The sequence below is a fragment of the Bifidobacterium stellenboschense genome, assembly GCF_000741785.1.
GTDB lineage: Bacteria > Actinomycetota > Actinomycetes > Actinomycetales > Bifidobacteriaceae > Bifidobacterium > Bifidobacterium stellenboschense.
This window is the reverse complement of the sequence record NZ_JGZP01000005.1, coordinates 57,234-73,631: the sequence shown is the minus strand read 5'-3', so window position 1 is coordinate 73,631 and position 16,398 is coordinate 57,234. Positions and strand designations below refer to the sequence as shown.

Below are 16,398 nucleotides of genomic sequence, written 5' to 3'. Positions count from 1 at the left end.
CAACATGTTCTGCGTTTTCGTGACTCTTGCATAATAGCGCTTGCACGACGATATGCAAAACGAGGTGAAATCGGCGTGTCGAACGGGTTTGATATTGACACCAAATGGCGGATTTGCAATACTGCAAACGCTTTTATAGAATATCGATAAAAGCGCTTTGCATGCATGGAGTATCGTAGTAGCGGCGTCAATCCGAAGACGGACGGCGGCACGGGCACGATACCGGCAGGCCGTCAATGGATTCGCAGTCGAAGGCCGACGGCATGCGGTAGGACCGTGACAGAGCCGCAGACGGCCGACGGTACGCGGTACGCACATACACGATCATGACAAGGAGGAGCATCCATGCCCGGACAACAGACGGCACGCACGACGATCGCGGACGTGGCAAAGGAGGCCGGCGTCTCCGTATCCACCGTGTCACGTGCCCTGCGGGGTCTCGACAAGGTCAATCCGGACACGCGCGCCCGCGTCGAGGCCGCCGCCGAGAAACTGCGATTCACCTTCTCCAAGACCGCCTCCTCGCTGGCCAGCGGCAAATCGATGCGCGTGGCCGTGCTGCTGCCCAACGAGATCAACAGCTGGTTCAACTCCTACACCTTCGAAGGCGTGTACGAGGTGCTCTCGCGCGAAGGCTACGACGTGGTGCCGTACGTCATGTGGGAGGAGCGCGACCTCAACCGGTTCTTCCACACACTGCCCGGCACGCAAAACTTCGATGCGGTCATCGTCACCTCGTTCATCCTCGACGCCGCGCAACGCGAGTTCCTCGATACGCTCACCATCCCGATGATCGGCATCAACGTGCCGTCCACCGAAGGCTTCGACGCGTCCGTGCGCATCGACGACGTGGCCGCGATGCACGGCGTCGTGCGCCTGCTGCGCTCGCTCGGCCACGAGTCCATCGCCTACGTCGAGCAGCCGGTGCAGCTTTCCCCGTTCGTCTGCAGCGATTCCGTGCGTCTGGAGGGATTCCTCGACGCCGCCGAACAACAGGGGTACGACGAGGAGCACATCCTCACGATTCCCTCGCTCACCCGCGCCGGCTCCGAGGATGACGACGACGCGCAGGAATCGGTCGGCGGCGAGGCTGCCGCCATCTCCGACATCGCCGCGCAGCTCGTCGGCGCGACGAGCCAGCCAACCGGCATCTGCGTGGAGAACGACCGGTGCGCGGTCATGCTGCTCAAGGAACTGCGCCGCCTCGGCTGGCGCATCCCCGAGGAGGTGTCGCTCATCGGCTTCGACGGCGACAACGTGGGCGACGTCGTCGACCTGACCACCGTGCGCCAGAACCCGGTGCAGCTGGGACGCGCCGCCGCCGGCAAGGCGCTCGCGCTCATGCGCGGCGACGAGCCGGACGAGGCGCACACGGTGGCGCCGACGTCGCTGCTCATGCGCGCGACCACGGCGCGGCTCACGGCGTGACGACGGCGCGCGGTCGCCACGTGCACACCGACCGCGTGACACGACGATGGCACGCAACAGTGACGTGCAATGACGACGTGCACGGCGTAGGCGCGACGGCGGCGCACGTCACGCCGCTCCCCCAAAACGCGAAGTGGGGTCCCATCAGAACGGTGGGACCCCACTCACGCGTCATACGCTACCCGACTGGACGCGCCGATCAGTTGGCGTGGAAGCCGGAGTAGTTCGGCGCCTCGGCCGTCATCACGATGTCGTGCGGATGCGACTCGCGCAGGCCGGCGTCGGTGATGCGGATGAAGCGGCCCTTCTCGGCCATCTCGGAGATGTTGTGGGCGCCGATGTAGAACATCGACTGGTGCAGGCCGCCGAGCATCTGGTAGAGCACGGCGTTGAGCGGTCCGCGGTACGGGACCTCGCCCTCGACGCCCTCCGGCACGACCTTGTCGTTGGAGGTGACGTCGGCCTGGAAGTAGCGGTCCTTGGAGTAGGACTTCTTGCCGCGCGGGGCCATCGCGCCGAGGGAGCCCATGCCACGGTACAGCTTGTACTGCTTGCCGTGCAGGAGCACCTTCTCGCCCGGGGCCTCCTCGCAGCCGGCGAGGGTGCCGCCGAGCATCACGGAGGACGCGCCGGCCACGAGGGCCTTGGCGATGTCGCCGGAGTAGTGGATGCCGCCGTCGGCGATGCAGGGCACGCCGGCCGCGCGGCAGGCCTGGGCGGCCTCGTACACGGCGGTGAGCTGCGGGACGCCGACGCCGGCGACCACGCGCGTGGTGCAGATGGAGCCCGGTCCGATGCCGACCTTGACGGCGTCGGCGCCGGCGTCGATCATCGCCTGCGCGCCGGAACGGGTGCCGACGTTGCCGCCGATGATCTGCACGCCGTCGAAGGCGGAGTCATGCTTGAGGCGGGAGATCATGTCGAGGGCGAGACGGGCCTCGCCGTTCGCGGTGTCGACGACGAGCACGTCGACGCCGGCCTCCATCAGGGCGGAGGCGCGCTGCCAGGCGTCGCCGAGGAAGCCGACGCCGGCGGCGACGCGCAGGCGGCCCTGCTCGTCCTTGGTGGCGTCCGGGTACTGCTCGGTCTTGACGAAGTCCTTCACGGTGATCAGGCCGGTCAGGTGGCCTTCGGCGTCGACGAGCGGCAGCTTCTCGACCTTGTGTTTGGCGAGCAGGTCGTGCGCGTCCTCCTTGGAGATGTTGGACGGGCCGGTGATGAGGTTCTCGCGGGTCATGACGTCCTTGACCTTGAGGTGGTCGTAGTCCTCGGACGCGATGAAGCGCATGTCGCGGTTGGTGATGATGCCGACGAGCTTGTTGTCCCTGTCGACGACCGGCAGACCGGAGATGTGGAACTTGCCGCACAGCTTGTCGAGGTCGGCGAGGGTGACGTCCGGGTTCACGGTCAGCGGGTCGGTGATCATGCCGGATTCGGAACGCTTGACGACGTCGACCTGGGCGGCCTGGTCGTCGATGGAGAGATTGCGGTGCAGCACGCCGATGCCGCCGTTGCGGGCCATGGCGATGGCCATCTCGGACTCGGTCACGGTGTCCATGGCGGCGGAGAGGACCGGGGCCTTCATCGTGATCTTACGGGTCAGATGGGTGGTGGTGTCCACCTCGGAGGGAATGACGTCCGTCTCGTTCGGCAGCAGCAGGACATCGTCATAGGCGAGGCCGAGCTTGGCGAAGATCGGAGGGAGCGGAGCGTACGCGGACTGCGCGTTCATATCGGGGTTTGTAGCCATGCGTCCACTATAAGAACGTGGGGTGACGTTGCGCGGTGGGCGGTGTTATACGGCGTTCCCCGAGGCCTTGCCGTCGCCGTCCACGTCATCCGGATCGCCCATGTTGACGCGGCCGGAGGCGTGCTCCGCCTTGGCGACCGCCTCGCGCGCGTTCTCCTCCATGATCTCGGGCACGCGACGCTTGAGGTACGGGTACATCGTGACGACGGCGAGCACCGCGCCCACGACCGCCATGCCGACGAACACGTGCCACGCCCTGAAGAACAGGATCATCAGCGAGCCGAACGAGATGAGCGCGGCCCACGACCACAGGATCGCGACGGCGCCGCGCACCGTGTGGCCGATCCTGAGCATGCGGTGGTGCAGGTGCATGCGGTCCGGGTGCATCGGCGACTGGCCCTTCGCGAGCCTGCGCACGATCGCCAGGCACATGTCGAGCACGGGCAGGAACAGCACGAGGATCGGCAGCAGGATCGGCATGAAGACGGGCAGGTACATGCTCGTGTGCACGGAGGCGGGGTCGATGCGGCCGGTCATCACGATCGACGCGCAGGTGATGAGGTAGCCGAGCAGCATCGAGCCGGAATCGCCCATGAACAGTTTCGCCGGATGCCAGTTGTGCAGGATGAATCCGACGCAGATGCCGACGAGCGCCACGTCGATGAGCGTCGCCATCGACGCGTAGGAGGGCGACGTGCGCGCGAGGATGTACGAGTAGATCGCGAACGCGATGCCGCCGATCGCGACGATGCCGGAGGCGAGGCCGTCGAGGCCGTCGACGAAGTTGACCGCGTTGATCGACGCGACGATGAGGAACGCGGTGATCGCCATCGACAGGCTCGGCGAGGCGGTGACGAGCGAGCCGAGCGGCAGGGAGATGATCTGCAGGCCGCCCCACGCGACGAACACGGAGATGAGCAGCTGCCCGGCGAGCTTCAACATCCAGTCGAGGTCCCACAGGTCGTCGGCCATGCCGAGCAGGCAGATCATGACCGCGCCGGCGAGCACGACCCACGGCAGATGGCTGCCTTGGAACAGTCCCTGGATGAAGCTGATGCGGCTGGCGAACAGCATGGCGACGGCGAAGCCGAGCATCATGCCGAGACCGCCCATGCGCGGCGTCGGGATCTTGTGGACGTCGCGGGCGCGCACCTCGCCGACCGCGCCGATCTCGATCGCCACGTGGCGCACGATCGGCGTGAGCAGGTACGTGGCACCGCCGGCGATGGCGGCGATGAACAGGTAGATCCTCATGCGCCGAGTCCTCCCCCGTTGACGTGCAGCGCGGCGCGAATCTCGGATTGCGGGATCACGCCTTCGCGCAGGATGGCGATGCCGTCGCGCTCGTGCGGGTCGGCGGCGACGACGGTGCTGGAGACGTGGCCGGGCGTCGAACCGCCGTCGAGGTAGAGGGCGACGGCGTCGCCGAACGCCTCGAAAGCCTCGTGGACGCTTTGCGCGCTTTCGTCGCCGGACAGGTTCGCGCTGGACGCGGCGAGCGGGCCGGTGGCCTTGAGGATGCGCAGCGTGAGCGCAGAATTGGGCACGCGGATGCCCTGCGTGCCGTCCTTGGCGACGGTCTTCAGCGTGCAGCCTTCGCGCGCGACGGCGATCGGCGAGAACGCGCCGGGCAGGAACCGCGCGGCGAGACGGTTGAGCGGGGCGGGCAGGTCGAGGCCGATTCCGTCGAGCTGGTCGATGCCGGCGAGCAGCACCTGCAGCGCCTTGAAGCGCGGGCGGCGCTTGAGCTCGTAGATGCGGTCGATGGCGTCCGCGGACCGCGGGTCGCCGGCGATCCCGTACACCGTGTCCGTGGGGATGACCACCAGTCCGCCGTCCCTCACGATCGCCGCCGCCTCGCGCAGCGCGTCGTCGTCGATCGCACGAATCTCACTCATCGAACGCCTCCTGAAACCTGTTTCCACAATCCATCATTGCACCATCGCACCTCGACCGCCACACATACGCCGTTATGTACGCTCGTACACGTATGCTGGTGCGCAAACCCTGCCGGCTTTGTCTACCTCCCTCTGACGAGGGAGGTGTCCGCCTTCGGCGGACGGAGGGAGAGAAGATGGGCGGGCTCCACCGCAGGAGAATCGAATCGGCCTTCGGCCGATGCCGTTTTCCGGCGGCTGACGCCGCGGTCTCTCCCCCACCCGGCTTCGCCGGGAGCCCCCTCATCAGAGGGGGCCGATACCATCACGCAAAGGAGCATCATGACCGACGTCACCGCCGATGACAACGTTTCCAACGATTCCGCCGCAACCGACTCCCCCGTCTTCGCGATTCCGCCCGTCGAACTGCCGACGCCGCGCCGTTCCGAACGCGAGGAGATGCTCGACGGCAAACTGTACGACGCCTCCGACCCGGAACTCGACGCATTGCGCCGCAAGGCCGGTGACCTGTGCACGCGCTTCAACGCGACCTCCCGCCACGACGACGCGACGCGCGCCGCGATCCTCGACGAACTGCTGCCCGGCCACGGCGCGAACCTCGACGTGATGGGCCCCGTCTTCTTCGACTACGGATGCCACACGACCATCGGCGACCGCGTGTTCGCGAACTTCAACTTCACCGTGCTCGACTGCGCGCCGGTCACGATCGGCGACGACGTGCTGTTCGGCCCGAACGTCTCCCTGCTGCCGCCGATGCACCCGCTCAGGTGGCAGGACCGCAACGTGCGCACGCGCGAGGACGGCACCAGCTACGACTACGAATACGGCGAGCCTATCGTGATCGGTTCGAACTGCTGGTTCGGCGGCAACGTGACCGTGCTCGGCGGCGTGACGATCGGCGACGGCTGCGTGATCGGCGCCGGCGCGGTCGTCACCAGGGACATCCCCGCGAACTCAGTGGCCGTCGGCAACCCGGCCCGCGTGATCAAGACCATCACCGACAAGGACGCCAGCGTGTATCAGGACTACTGCCGGGCGTGAGACGCGACGTGGGGGCCTTGCCTCCCTCTGAGGAGGGAGGTGTCATCGCGAAGCGATGACGGAGGGAGAGAAGAAGAGCGGCCGTAGGACGCGGGAAAATCGAATCGGCCTTCGGCCGATGCCGTATCTCCCGCGGCCTACGGCCGCTCCTGTCTCTCCCTCAGTCGCGGCTACGCCGCGACAGCTCCCTCATCAGAGGGAGCCGAACCACAATCGGCTCACGCGCCGAGGTAGGCCTTGCGGACCTTTTCGTCGTGGAGGAGGTCGGAGGCCTTGCCCTCCATCGTGATGCGGCCCGTTTCGAGCACGTAGGCGCGGTCGGCGATGGACAGGGCCATCTTCGCGTTCTGCTCGACGAGGAGCACGGTGATGCCCTCCTTGCGCAGCGTCACGATGATGTTGAAGATCTCCTTGACGAGCAGCGGCGACAGGCCCATCGAAGGCTCGTCCATGAGGATGGTCTTCGGATGGCTCATCAAGGCGCGGCCCATGGCGACCATCTGCTGCTCGCCGCCGGAGAGCGTGCCGGCCAGCTGGCGGCGGCGCTCCTTCAGGCGCGGGAAGTAGTCGAACACCATCTCGAGGTCCTTGCCCAGACCGGACTGGTCCTTGAGGCTGAACGCGCCCATCTCCAGGTTCTCCTGCACGGTCATGCGGGTGAACACGTGGCGGCCTTCCGGCACGTGCGCCATGCCGAGGGTCACGATCTTGTTCGCGTGCGTCTTGAGCAGGTCGTGGCCGTCGTAGACGATCGAGCCGGACTTGGCCGGCACGAGGCCGGTGATCGTGTGCAGCGTCGTCGTCTTGCCGGCGCCGTTCGCGCCGATCAGCGAGACGATCTCGCCGTCGTTCACGGTCAGGCTGATGCCCTTGACCGCCTCGATCGCGCCGTAGGAGACGCACAGATCCTTGATTTCCAGCATCAGCGTGCCCCTTCCTGCATGGTCTTGGCGATGCTCGGTTCGGGCGTCGCGTGGTCGGTGGAGTCGGCTTCGGCGTCGTCGGAGTCGTCGGCGCCGAGGTAGGCGGAGATGACCTGCGGGTTGTTGGCGATCTCCTCCGGGGTGCCGGAGGCGATCGTGCGGCCGTAGTCGAGCACCTGGATGCGCTGGCACACGCTCATCACGAGGCTCATGTCGTGTTCGATGAGCAGGATCGCGATGCCGAAGCGGTCGCGGATCGTGTTGATGCAGCGCAGCAGATCCTCGGTCTCGGTCGGGTTCATGCCGGCGGCCGGCTCGTCGAGGAGCAGCAGCTTCATGCCGGTGGCGAGGGCGCGCGCGATCTCGAGCTTGCGCTGCTGGCCGTACGGCAGGTTCGCGGCCTGCGTGGAGGCGAGACCGTCGAGGTCGAAGATCTTGAGCAGGTCCATCGCCTTGGCGTGCATCTCGTTCTCCTGCTTCCAGAAGCGCGGGGTGCGGAAGATGGCGCCGCCCATGTGGTAGCTGAACGACTCGTCGAAGGCGACGAGCACGTTCTGCTCGACCGTGAGCTGCTTGAACAGGCGGATGTTCTGGAAGGTACGGGCGATGCCGGCGCGCACGACCTGGTAGGTCTTCTTGCCGTTCATGTGCTGCCCGTCGAGCCAGAAGTCGCCTTCCGTGGGCTTGTACACGCCGGTCAGCAGGTTGAACACGGTGGTCTTGCCGGCGCCGTTCGGGCCGATCAGGCCGATGAGCTCGCCCTTGCGGATCGTCATGTTGAAGTCGGAGACGGCCTTGAGGCCGCCGAAGGTGATGCCGAGATGCTCGGCCTTGAGGATGGGCTGTTCGCTGTTCTTCGCGTCAGTCATCTCACGCCTCCTTCGTTTCCGTGGTTGCGGCGGTCTCGGCGGCCTCGGTCTCAGTCCCGGTCTCGGCCGCGTCGTCCGTCTTGCCGGCGGCTTCGGCCTTCTCCTCGGCCTCGGCCTTCGGGTTGCGGAACAGCAGACGGTTCACGAGGCGCGGCAGCGAGAACTCCCAGGAGCCGAAGATGCCCTGCGGGCGGAAGATCATGACGAGCACGAGCACCACCGAGTACGCGAGCATGCGGTAGTCGGCGAACGCGCGCAGCAGCTCCGGCAGGATCGTCAGGCCGATCGCGGAGACGATCGAGCCGGTGATCGAGCCCATGCCGCCGAAGACGACCATGATCACGTAGTTGATGGAGTTGAGCCAGCCGGCCATCGTCGGGTTGAGCGAGCCGATGTACTGGGCGAAGATGCCGCCCGCGATGCCGGCGAAGAACGCGGAGATCGCGAAGACGAGCACCTTGAGGTACGTGGTGTTGAGGCCGGAGGCACCGGCGGCGATCTCGTCGTCGCGGATGGCCTTGACGGCGCGGCCGTAGCGGGAGCGGCCGAACATGAACAGCACCACGACGGTGATGATCATGATCCAGAACACGATGTACAGGTTGGCGGTGCGTTCGATGCCGATGAGCGCCTGGCCGGCCGCGCCCTTGTCGAGGCCCATGCCGCCGGCCACCTTGAGGTTCTGGATGATGACGCGGATGATCTCGCCGAAGCCGAGCGTGATGATGGCGAGATAGTCGCCGTGCAGGCGCAGCGCCGGGATGCCGATGAGGATGCCGAACACGCAGGCCACGACGCCGCCGAGCAGCGTGGTGACGAGGAAGCGCAGCGTCGGGTCGACGAGCATGCCGGCGGCGACCATGTACTTGGAGGCGAGGGCCGCCACGTACGCGCCGATCGCCTCGAAGCCGCAGCAGCCGAGCGTCAGCTGGCCGAGCACGCCGATCGTGAGGTTCAGCGAGGTGGTCATGATGATGGCGATGCACGCGGTCATCATGATGCCCTTGATGTAGGAGTTGGCGATGCCGGACTCGCACAGCGCCATGACGACGCCGAACGACGCGAGGATGCCGAGGAAGCACACGAGGTACGACTGCCTCGTGGAAAGCATGGACTTCTTCATATCAGACCTTCTCTCCCTCGTTCTTGCCCATGATGCCGGACGGCTTGACCAGCAGCACGACGATCAGGATGGCGAACACGATGGCGTCGGAGAACGCCGAGGTGATGACGCCGCCGGTGATCGTGCCGATGTACGCCTTGGTGAGGCTCTCGACGAGGCCGATGGCGATGCCGCCGATCATGGCGCCCGGAATCGAGCCGATGCCGCCGAGCACGGCGGCGACGAACGCCTTGAGGCCGAGCATGGCGCCCATCATCGGGGAGACCTGCGGGTAGGCGGCGCAGTACATGAGCGAGGCGACGGCGGCGAGGCCGGAGCCGATCGCGAAGGTGAGGGCGATCGTGGAGTTCACGTTGATGCCCATGAGCACGGCGGCCTCCTTGTCCTCGGAGACGGCGCGCATGGCCTTGCCCTGCTTGGTGAACTTGACGAACAGCTGCAGGCCGATCATGATGATCAGGCCGAGCACGATGGTCAGGAGCGTGTCACCGGGCAGCTTGAGCTTGCCGAACGCGATGGACGGCAGGTGGAAGATCGTCGGGACGGTCTGGAAGTCGGCGCCGAAGATGGCCTGGGCGCCGTTCTCCAGCAGCAGCGACATGGCGATGGCGGTGATGAGGGCGGTCATCGAATTGCCCTTCTCACGCACCGGCTTGTAGGCGGCCTTCTCGACGATGATGCCGACGGCCACGCAGACGAGGACGGCCGGGACGATCGCCACCCAGGCGGGCAGCCCCGCGGCGACGATGGCGGGAATGGTGAGCATCAGCACGTAGGCGCCGACCATGATGAAATCGCCGTGGGCGAAGTTGATCAGTCGGATGATGCCGTAGACCATGGTGTAGCCGAGCGCCACGAGCGCGTAGACGCTGCCGATCTTGAGACCGCTGAACAGCTGGCTGATGAACATGATGATCTGATCGGTCATCGCTCCCCCTTTCTTTCTATGAGATTGATGGAATCGGAACTGACGGAATTGAAACGAACGGAATCGGAACCATCCGAATCGGAACCATCCGAACCGGACGGAACGGACGCATGAAAACGCAAAAACGGAGAGGGCCGGCGAACCGGCCGCTCTCCTGTTCTCATCGCGTCACGCGTCGCGACCCTGGTGGGCGGAACTCACTGGAGCGTGGCTCACTTGGGCTGGACGGTGGTGTTGTAGACGGGCTTGCCGTCCTTGAGCTCGAGCACGATCACGGACTTGGTCGGCGAGCCGGACTTGTCCATCGTGAACTTGCCGGTGACGCCTTCGAAGCTCATGCCGGCGACGGCGTTGCGCACGTCCTCGCGGGTGGCGCTCTTGCCGGCCTTCTCGATGGCCTGCTTGATCATGTAGATCGTGTCGTAGCCGAGGGCGGCGAAGGTGTTCGGATCGGCGTTGTTCTTGGCCTTGTAGGACTTGATGAAGTCCTGCACCTTGGTGTTGGAGGTGTCGTCGGCCGAGTAGTGGGTGGTGTAGAAGGTCTTGTCGTACTGGGACTTGTCGCCGGTGAGCTTGAGGCCGTCGTAGCCGTCGGGGCCCATCACGTAGCCCTCGAAGCCGACGGAGCGGGCCTGCGGGATGATGTACGGGCCGGCCACGGAGTAGTAGTACGGGGCGTACAGCAGCTCGGCGCCGGAGGCCTGGATCTTCTGCAGCTGGGCGGAGTACTCGGTGTCGTCGGCGGAGGAGGAGCTCTCCTTGTCGACCACCTGCATGCCGAGCTTCTCGGCGGCCTTGGCGAAGGCCTCGCCCACGCCGGAGGAGTACGGATCGCCGGTGCCGTAGAGCACGGCGACCTTCTTGACCTTCAGGTTCTCGGCGGCGAAGCGGGCGGCCACCTCACCCTGGTAGGAGTCCTTGAAGCAGGTGCGGAACAGGTAGTTGCCGGTCTCGATGGAGTCGGCGGTGGCGGCCGGGGCGATGGTGACCAGCTTGGTCTGGTCGGCCAGCGGCGCGACGGCGGCGGTGGTGGCGGAGATGGTCGGGCCGGCCACGGCGAGCACGCTGTTGTCGGCGGCGAGCTTGTTGTAGGCGTTGGACGCCTCGGTGGCGTCGCCCTTGTCGTCGAGGGACTCCAGCTTGACCTTCTTGCCGTTGATGCCGCCCTTGGCGTTGATCTCGGAGACGGCCAGCTCGAAGCCCTTGACCTCGGCCTCGCCGTACGCGGCGGCGGTGCCGGAGTTGGTGGTCACGGAACCGATGGTGATGGTGTCGCCCGAGGCGGCGGAGCTGGAGCTGGAGGAGTCGTCCATGCTGCCGCCGGAGCATCCGGCGAGGGACATGGCCATGACGGCGGCCGCGCCGGCCGCGATCATCTTCTTGGAGAACATGACTGTTCTGCCTTCTTTCTTCTTCGTGAATTGCGCATCGCGGCCATGAGCCTCTTCCCGGACCCTCCGGGACTGCCGGCTCGTGCGGGAACGCGCATGATGTGCGCGCGGGACTCCTGTCGGCGTGCGGCCGCACGGCTTGTGGCCATGCGCGGCACCCGTGTCTCCTCTTCCACGATGCTTGCCGCCGACTGTTATACAGGCATGCCGGTACCGCCCGCAATGGTGTTTCTTATTGTGAGACAACCCACATTCGAGCCCACATAGCGGTCATTTTCCATATTCCGAGACACGAAGGCCTCCCCCGTGACGAGGGAGGCCTCGGCTATGCGCGTTCGGCGAAGAGGAAACGCGGGCGGCCGGTCCAGTCGTTCTCGGTGCGCGCCGAGGCGAAGCCGTTCGCGCGCGCGTAGGCGACGAGCCGCTCCCCCTGCGTCACGTCGTGCTCCATGACGAGCACGCCGCCGGCACGCAGCAGCCGCGCGGCGCGCAGCACGATCCGCTCGGGGATGAGCGCGCCGTCCGCCGAGCCGCCGTACAGCGCGAGCGCGGGATCGTGGTCGCGCACCTCCGGCTGTTCGGGGATCTGGTCGAGCGGCACGTACGGCGGGTTCGTGATGACGACGTCCACGCGCCCGTCGAGCTGCGGAAGGGTGAGCGTGCTGGTCGCGTCGCCGAGTTCGAGATGGTAGTTGTAGCCGGCGGTCGGGTTCGCGCGTGCGACGAGGTCGCGGTTGCGTTCCGTCCACGCGTACGCTTCCGGCGATTTCTCGACGGCCCACACCTCGGCGCCGGGCACCTCGGTCGCGACGGCGAGGCCGATCGCGCCCGAGCCGGCGCACAGGTCGACGACGATCGGGTGGTACAGCCCGTTGCGCGTGATCCAGTCGAGCCCCGCCTGCACGACGGTCTCGGTCTCCGGCCGTGGGATGAACACGCCCGGGCCGACCTTGAGGTCGAGGTAGCGGAACGGCGCGTGGCCGGTGATGTGCTGCAGCGGCTCGCGAGTGGCGCGGCGGGCGACCATCGCATCGAAGCGGTCTGCGTCGACGTCGAGCGGATCGCCCATGAGGAGCGCCTTGTCGACGTCGCGCAGTTCCACGCCCGCCGCCTCGGCGAGCAGGAGCTTCGCGTCATGCTCGGGCGTGTCGACGCCCGCCTCGCGCAGCCGCGCGGCCGCGGCGCGGATCATGTCGTCGATGTCCATCATCACTTCTGGTTGGCGAGACGCTCGGCCTCGTCGGCCTGGATGTCGGAGTCGATCACGGCCTGCAGGTCGCCGTCGAGCACCTGGTCGAGGTTGTACGCCTTGTAGTTGGTGCGATGGTCGACGATGCGGTTCTCCGGGAAGTTGTACGTGCGGATGCGTTCGGAGCGGTCGAGCGAACGCACCTGCGAGTGGCGCATGTCGGCGGCCTCGGCGGCCTCCTGCTCGTGCTTCATGGCGAGCAGGCGGCTCTTGAGCACGCGCAGCGCGGCGGCGCGGTTCTGGATCTGCGACTTCTCGTCCTGCATGTTCACGGTGATGCCGGTGGGGATGTGCGTCATGCGCACCGCGGAGTACGTGGTGTTCACGGACTGTCCGCCGGGGCCGGAGCTCATGAAGATGTCGATCTTCAGGTCCTTCGGATCGATCTCGATCTCATCGTCGTCCTCGTCGGCCTCGGGGAAGACGATCACGCCGGCCGCGGAGGTCTGGATGCGGCCCTGCGATTCGGTGACGGGGATGCGCTGCACGCGGTGCACGCCGCCCTCGTACTTGAGGGACGCCCACACGCCGTCCTCCGGCGCAGGCGTGCCCTTGGCGCGGATGGCGATCTGCACGTCCTTGACGCCGCCGAGCTCGGTGCCGTTCTCCGACTGGATGGTGACGGTCCAGCCGCGCTTCTCCGCGTAGCGGGTGTACATGCGCAGCAGGTCGCCGGCGAACAGCGCGGCCTCCTCGCCGCCGGTGCCGGCCTTGATCTCCATGATCGTGTCGCGCGCGTCGTCCGGGTCGCGCGGGATGAGCGCGGTGCGAAGCTTCTCCTCGGCGGCGGGCAGTTCGGCCTCGAGACGCTTGGCCTCGGCCGCGAAGTCGGGGTCCTCGCCGGCCATCTCGCGGGCGGCTTCGAGGTCGTCGCGCACGGCAAGGTAGGTCTTGTATGCGGAGACGATCGCGCCGAGCTCGGCGTGACGGCGGCCAAGCTTGCGCATCTTGTCCGGGTTGGTCACCACCTCGGGGCTGGCCATCTCCTGTTCGATGTTCCGGTATTCCTCCAGCGCGGTCGCCGCCGCGGGGAACTGTTCGTCTGCCATGGTCTTGTCTTCCTCGGGATCGGTATGGTGTTCGGTTTCGCGGTTCGCGGACGGCATGGTCCGGACGCGCCGCCGTGTGCGCGGGCATACAAAAACGCCAGTCCTGCGAATGGTGGCGGGACGGTACGCCGAAGCGCGCCGACCCGTCTCGCGGGACTGGCGTCAAGTATGCTACTTGGCCTTCTTGCCGTAGCGACGCTCGAAGCGGGCGACGCGGCCGCCGGTGTCGAGGATCTTCTGCTTGCCGGTGTAGAAGGGGTGGCACTTCGAGCACACGTCGACCGTCATGTGGTCGCCCTTGTAGGTGGAACGAGTGACGAAGGTGTTGCCGCACGAGCACAGGACCTCGACGGCATGGTAATCGGGATGGATACCCTGCTTCATGATGTCTCCTAAGGAATTCAGGTGACCCGGGTCGCCACGCCCCTATGGCTGGCGTGAACCGGAACCTAGTGGATGATAGTCCCCCGCCCCGACACTTGGGACACGCGGCAGCGCCGGCCCCCCTCCGACGAAGGACCGTTCCAATGGGCGAAGGACGAACGGGAGCCCATCGCCCTGGCCCCCTCTGACGAGGGGGCTGTCCGCGTCAGCGGACTGGGGGAGAGACGGCGGCCTCAAGGCCGCAGAAGATACGGCATCGGCCGAAGGCCGATTCGATTTCCCCGCGGCCTTACGGCCGCTCTTCTTCTCTCCCCCACCCGGCTTCGCCGGGAGCCCCCTCGTCAGAGGGGGCCGAAATAACGAAATAACAAGTGCCCCCGCTGGGACTTGAACCCAGGACAAACACCTTATAAGGGTGCTGCTCTAACCGACTGAGCTACGGGGGCAACCCTCACGATTGTACCGGCCCTACGGACCGCCCACGCCCTCCGCCACCATCCGCCGCCGGCCACCTGCGACCCACCTCCATTCCGCGACACGCCGGATCGCCGCATGGAAACGAACACGATTGTTCGCTTCCATGAAATACCTACCATTGACGATGGTAGATTACATAGTCATTCGCACACGAAGCCAAGAAGGCGCACAATACCTCCCAGCGAGGTAAAGCCCACGTTAACAAGGCCGGAAATTGCGTATTTTCAATACCTTGAGCGCTCACACAGTGCTAATCTGTATCGCAGATGTTCACCAAGGAATCAACGAGAATCCCAAGCAACATCGGATAAAACGTACATTTTCTCACCACAGAATCGAACATAGGTAATGTTCGATTCGATTAAGGAAGGACGCAGTCATGGCAGAGGAAACCACGGACAAGGAAATCACCGTCAACTTCGACATGTTCGACAAGACCCCGGAGGAGAAGACCGCAGAAGCCAACAAGGTCGCCAAGTCGTTCGGCATCAGCGACGCCGCGCTGGCCGAGGTCGAGGAATACAAGGCCAAGCTCACCCGCTACAACGCGTGGGACCTGCCGTTCATGGGCTACGTGAACGAGGACGGCTACGGCTACGCCTACGTGCCGGACGCCGCCATCGTGCGCGAACCCTACTGGGACGCGCACAAGGCGTTCCTCGCCCTGCCGGAGGACGTGCAGATCGCGTTCGCGATCCGCATGCTGTTCACCCACCGTCCGGTCGACCGCTACGGCGCCAGCATGTTCCTGCACTACCAGCACGGATTCAAGGTGAACTTCGTCGGCACCGGCGCCAACAAGTACTGATCCGCACGCATCGCCCGGTACCGACGCAAGGGCGCGTCCGCACCAGCAACACCGAAGGGTCGTGGCCCGGAGCATCAGTCTCCGGCCACGGCCCTGTGCGTTCCGCCACCATCACGCGGCATCCGTCACCACAGCGTCCATCACCACGGCGGCATCGGCGTGGACGCGACGTCATCCACGCAACCGCGTCGAGCCCGCATCCGCCACCTCCTCCCAATCGACCTTGAGACGACGGTCCCGACCGAACAGCAGACGCGCGTAATCCACATACCCCGGCTCCCACGCACGCAGCGAAGCCGCCACATGCGCACGGAACGCGTCGTCGTCCGGCGTATGCGCCTCATACAGCGTCACCCACGGCATGCGCCACACGCCGCGCACCTCCGCCACGCGACCGATGATCGTGCCGCCGCACGCGCCGTCGAACCGCCGCGCCGCCGCCCGGTCACGCACGTCGAGCACGCCGCCATGCGCCAGATCCTCCACCGTCACGACACCCGCCCCGGCGCACGCGCCACGCACCCAGAACCACGAGGCCACGTTCGAGGATGACATCTCGCACAGATCGCGATAGCCCCGCTCCCCCAGATCGCCGCGGTCGAGACGCTCATACGCGGCGGCCACGGCGAACGGCGTCAGACCGGAGACGTCGAGATGATAATCGAACGCGAACCATTGGGCGAACGCGTCCTCCACATGCTCGTGGAACGCGCGCGACCGCGGCCGGAACGGATTGAGATTCAACTGGATGAAGAACTCGCGCCGCGCATCCCCATACGTCACCAGATCGTTCTCACGGAACAAGGCGACCACATCGGCCACCCGGATCGTCGCGACCGGCACGTCCCGCGGAATATCATCCCCGTCATGGGCGCGAGCCCCACGGACACCTGCATCACCGCCGCGATTGGAATTCTCCGCCGCGACCATGCCGGTGCCGACCGGCACGCCACGCGGCACATCGGCCACCAGACCATCCGGCATATCGACCATCATCATGATTCCCCCTCCGAGATCCTGCGGAAGGCGCCGTCGCCCTCCCCGTGCACCCCACGGTAGAACCCCGTCGCGGCACGGGCA

Annotated in this window: 15 protein-coding genes and 1 tRNA gene; 3 read left to right on the top strand and 13 right to left on the bottom strand. The window is 66.1% G+C overall.

Annotated features, from left to right (window positions below):
* The first annotated feature begins 345 nt into the window (after positions 1 to 345).
* The gene (locus BSTEL_RS02425) at positions 346 to 1,428 is read left to right on the top strand and encodes a LacI family DNA-binding transcriptional regulator (RefSeq protein ID WP_034526698.1); all 1,083 of its coding nucleotides are present in this window, start codon (positions 346 to 348) and stop codon (positions 1,426 to 1,428) included.
* Between the two features lie 199 nt (positions 1,429 to 1,627).
* Here BSTEL_RS02425 and guaB read toward each other — a convergent pair whose 3' ends face one another.
* Genes guaB through BSTEL_RS02410 form a run of 3 tightly spaced genes read right to left on the bottom strand, consistent with a single transcriptional unit; the run spans position 1,628 to position 5,076 of the window.
* On the bottom strand, positions 1,628 to 3,178 hold the full coding sequence (gene guaB / locus BSTEL_RS02420) for an IMP dehydrogenase (protein WP_034526696.1): 1,551 nt from the start codon (positions 3,176 to 3,178) through the stop codon (positions 1,628 to 1,630).
* A 45-nt stretch (positions 3,179 to 3,223) separates the two neighbouring features.
* Entirely contained in the window at positions 3,224 to 4,432 is a 1,209-nt protein-coding gene (locus BSTEL_RS02415) for an MraY family glycosyltransferase (protein WP_084686062.1), read from the bottom strand.
* Complete coding sequence (locus tag BSTEL_RS02410) at positions 4,429 to 5,076, bottom strand: L-threonylcarbamoyladenylate synthase (protein WP_034526694.1); 648 nt, start codon at positions 5,074 to 5,076, stop codon at positions 4,429 to 4,431. The genes BSTEL_RS02415 and BSTEL_RS02410 overlap by 4 nt, the downstream gene beginning before the upstream one ends.
* Before the next feature lie 438 nt (positions 5,077 to 5,514).
* Between BSTEL_RS02410 and BSTEL_RS02405 the strand changes: the two genes are divergently transcribed.
* Entirely contained in the window at positions 5,515 to 6,117 is a 603-nt protein-coding gene (locus BSTEL_RS02405) for a DapH/DapD/GlmU-related protein (RefSeq protein ID WP_193788484.1), read from the top strand.
* A 218-nt stretch (positions 6,118 to 6,335) separates the two neighbouring features.
* Here the strand turns inward: BSTEL_RS02405 and BSTEL_RS02400 are convergent, their stop codons facing one another.
* The 9 genes from BSTEL_RS02400 to BSTEL_RS02360 all read right to left on the bottom strand — a co-directional run bounded on the left by BSTEL_RS02400 (position 6,336) and on the right by BSTEL_RS02360 (position 14,479).
* On the bottom strand, positions 6,336 to 7,040 hold the full coding sequence (locus BSTEL_RS02400; RefSeq protein ID WP_034526692.1) for an ABC transporter ATP-binding protein: 705 nt from the start codon (positions 7,038 to 7,040) through the stop codon (positions 6,336 to 6,338).
* Positions 7,040 to 7,909: an ABC transporter ATP-binding protein gene (locus tag BSTEL_RS02395; protein WP_034526689.1), complete on the bottom strand. Its 870-nt coding sequence runs from the start codon at positions 7,907 to 7,909 to the stop codon at positions 7,040 to 7,042. The genes BSTEL_RS02400 and BSTEL_RS02395 overlap by 1 nt, the downstream gene beginning before the upstream one ends.
* Position 7,910: 1 nt before the next feature.
* Positions 7,911 to 9,032 (bottom strand): branched-chain amino acid ABC transporter permease, encoded by a 1,122-nt coding sequence (locus BSTEL_RS02390; protein ID WP_034526688.1) that lies wholly within the window; start codon positions 9,030 to 9,032, stop codon positions 7,911 to 7,913.
* 1 nt (position 9,033) lies between these two features.
* Positions 9,034 to 9,960, bottom strand: a complete 927-nt coding sequence (locus BSTEL_RS02385; RefSeq protein WP_034526686.1) for a branched-chain amino acid ABC transporter permease — start codon at positions 9,958 to 9,960, stop codon at positions 9,034 to 9,036.
* Positions 9,961 to 10,172: 212 nt separating this feature from the next.
* Positions 10,173 to 11,351, bottom strand: coding sequence for an ABC transporter substrate-binding protein (locus tag BSTEL_RS02380; protein WP_034526684.1), 1,179 nt, complete (start codon positions 11,349 to 11,351; stop codon positions 10,173 to 10,175).
* Positions 11,352 to 11,676: 325 nt separating this feature from the next.
* A complete protein-coding gene (prmC, locus tag BSTEL_RS02375) occupies positions 11,677 to 12,558 on the bottom strand; it encodes a peptide chain release factor N(5)-glutamine methyltransferase (protein ID WP_034526735.1) in 882 nt (293 codons plus the stop codon).
* Between the two features lie 2 nt (positions 12,559 to 12,560).
* Positions 12,561 to 13,649 (bottom strand): peptide chain release factor 1, encoded by a 1,089-nt coding sequence (prfA, locus tag BSTEL_RS02370; RefSeq protein WP_034526733.1) that lies wholly within the window; start codon positions 13,647 to 13,649, stop codon positions 12,561 to 12,563.
* A gap of 171 nt (positions 13,650 to 13,820) precedes the next feature.
* Positions 13,821 to 14,033, bottom strand: coding sequence for a 50S ribosomal protein L31 (rpmE, locus tag BSTEL_RS02365; protein WP_034526683.1), 213 nt, complete (start codon positions 14,031 to 14,033; stop codon positions 13,821 to 13,823).
* 372 nt (positions 14,034 to 14,405) lie between these two features.
* Positions 14,406 to 14,479 (bottom strand) — tRNA-Ile (locus BSTEL_RS02360).
* Between the two features lie 410 nt (positions 14,480 to 14,889).
* Here BSTEL_RS02360 and BSTEL_RS02355 point away from each other — a divergent pair.
* Positions 14,890 to 15,318, top strand: coding sequence for a hypothetical protein (locus BSTEL_RS02355; RefSeq protein WP_034526681.1), 429 nt, complete (start codon positions 14,890 to 14,892; stop codon positions 15,316 to 15,318).
* 171 nt (positions 15,319 to 15,489) lie between these two features.
* Here the strand turns inward: BSTEL_RS02355 and BSTEL_RS02350 are convergent, their stop codons facing one another.
* Positions 15,490 to 16,317, bottom strand: a complete 828-nt coding sequence (locus BSTEL_RS02350) for a hypothetical protein (RefSeq protein ID WP_034526679.1) — start codon at positions 16,315 to 16,317, stop codon at positions 15,490 to 15,492.
* Positions 16,318 to 16,398 lie beyond the last annotated feature (81 nt).

What these genes read in the sequence shown, in the direction of transcription:
- rpmE (WP_034526683.1), bottom strand. Translation starts at nt 14,033, where the DNA reads ATGAAGCAGGGTATCCATCCCGATTACCATGCCGTCGAGGTCCTGTGC.
- BSTEL_RS02380 (WP_034526684.1), bottom strand. Translation starts at nt 11,351, where the DNA reads ATGTTCTCCAAGAAGATGATCGCGGCCGGCGCGGCCGCCGTCATGGCC.
- BSTEL_RS02390 (WP_034526688.1), bottom strand. Translation starts at nt 9,032, where the DNA reads ATGAAGAAGTCCATGCTTTCCACGAGGCAGTCGTACCTCGTGTGCTTC.
- BSTEL_RS02410 (WP_034526694.1), bottom strand. Translation starts at nt 5,076, where the DNA reads ATGAGTGAGATTCGTGCGATCGACGACGACGCGCTGCGCGAGGCGGCG.
- BSTEL_RS02350 (WP_034526679.1), bottom strand. Translation starts at nt 16,317, where the DNA reads ATGATGATGGTCGATATGCCGGATGGTCTGGTGGCCGATGTGCCGCGT.
- BSTEL_RS02355 (WP_034526681.1), top strand. Translation starts at nt 14,890, where the DNA reads ATGGCAGAGGAAACCACGGACAAGGAAATCACCGTCAACTTCGACATG.
- guaB (WP_034526696.1), bottom strand. Translation starts at nt 3,178, where the DNA reads ATGGCTACAAACCCCGATATGAACGCGCAGTCCGCGTACGCTCCGCTC.
- prmC (WP_034526735.1), bottom strand. Translation starts at nt 12,558, where the DNA reads ATGGACATCGACGACATGATCCGCGCCGCGGCCGCGCGGCTGCGCGAG.
- prfA (WP_034526733.1), bottom strand. Translation starts at nt 13,649, where the DNA reads ATGGCAGACGAACAGTTCCCCGCGGCGGCGACCGCGCTGGAGGAATAC.
- BSTEL_RS02405 (WP_193788484.1), top strand. Translation starts at nt 5,515, where the DNA reads ATGCTCGACGGCAAACTGTACGACGCCTCCGACCCGGAACTCGACGCA.
- BSTEL_RS02425 (WP_034526698.1), top strand. Translation starts at nt 346, where the DNA reads ATGCCCGGACAACAGACGGCACGCACGACGATCGCGGACGTGGCAAAG.
- BSTEL_RS02400 (WP_034526692.1), bottom strand. Translation starts at nt 7,040, where the DNA reads ATGCTGGAAATCAAGGATCTGTGCGTCTCCTACGGCGCGATCGAGGCG.
- BSTEL_RS02395 (WP_034526689.1), bottom strand. Translation starts at nt 7,909, where the DNA reads ATGACTGACGCGAAGAACAGCGAACAGCCCATCCTCAAGGCCGAGCAT.
- BSTEL_RS02415 (WP_084686062.1), bottom strand. Translation starts at nt 4,432, where the DNA reads ATGAGGATCTACCTGTTCATCGCCGCCATCGCCGGCGGTGCCACGTAC.
- BSTEL_RS02385 (WP_034526686.1), bottom strand. Translation starts at nt 9,960, where the DNA reads ATGACCGATCAGATCATCATGTTCATCAGCCAGCTGTTCAGCGGTCTC.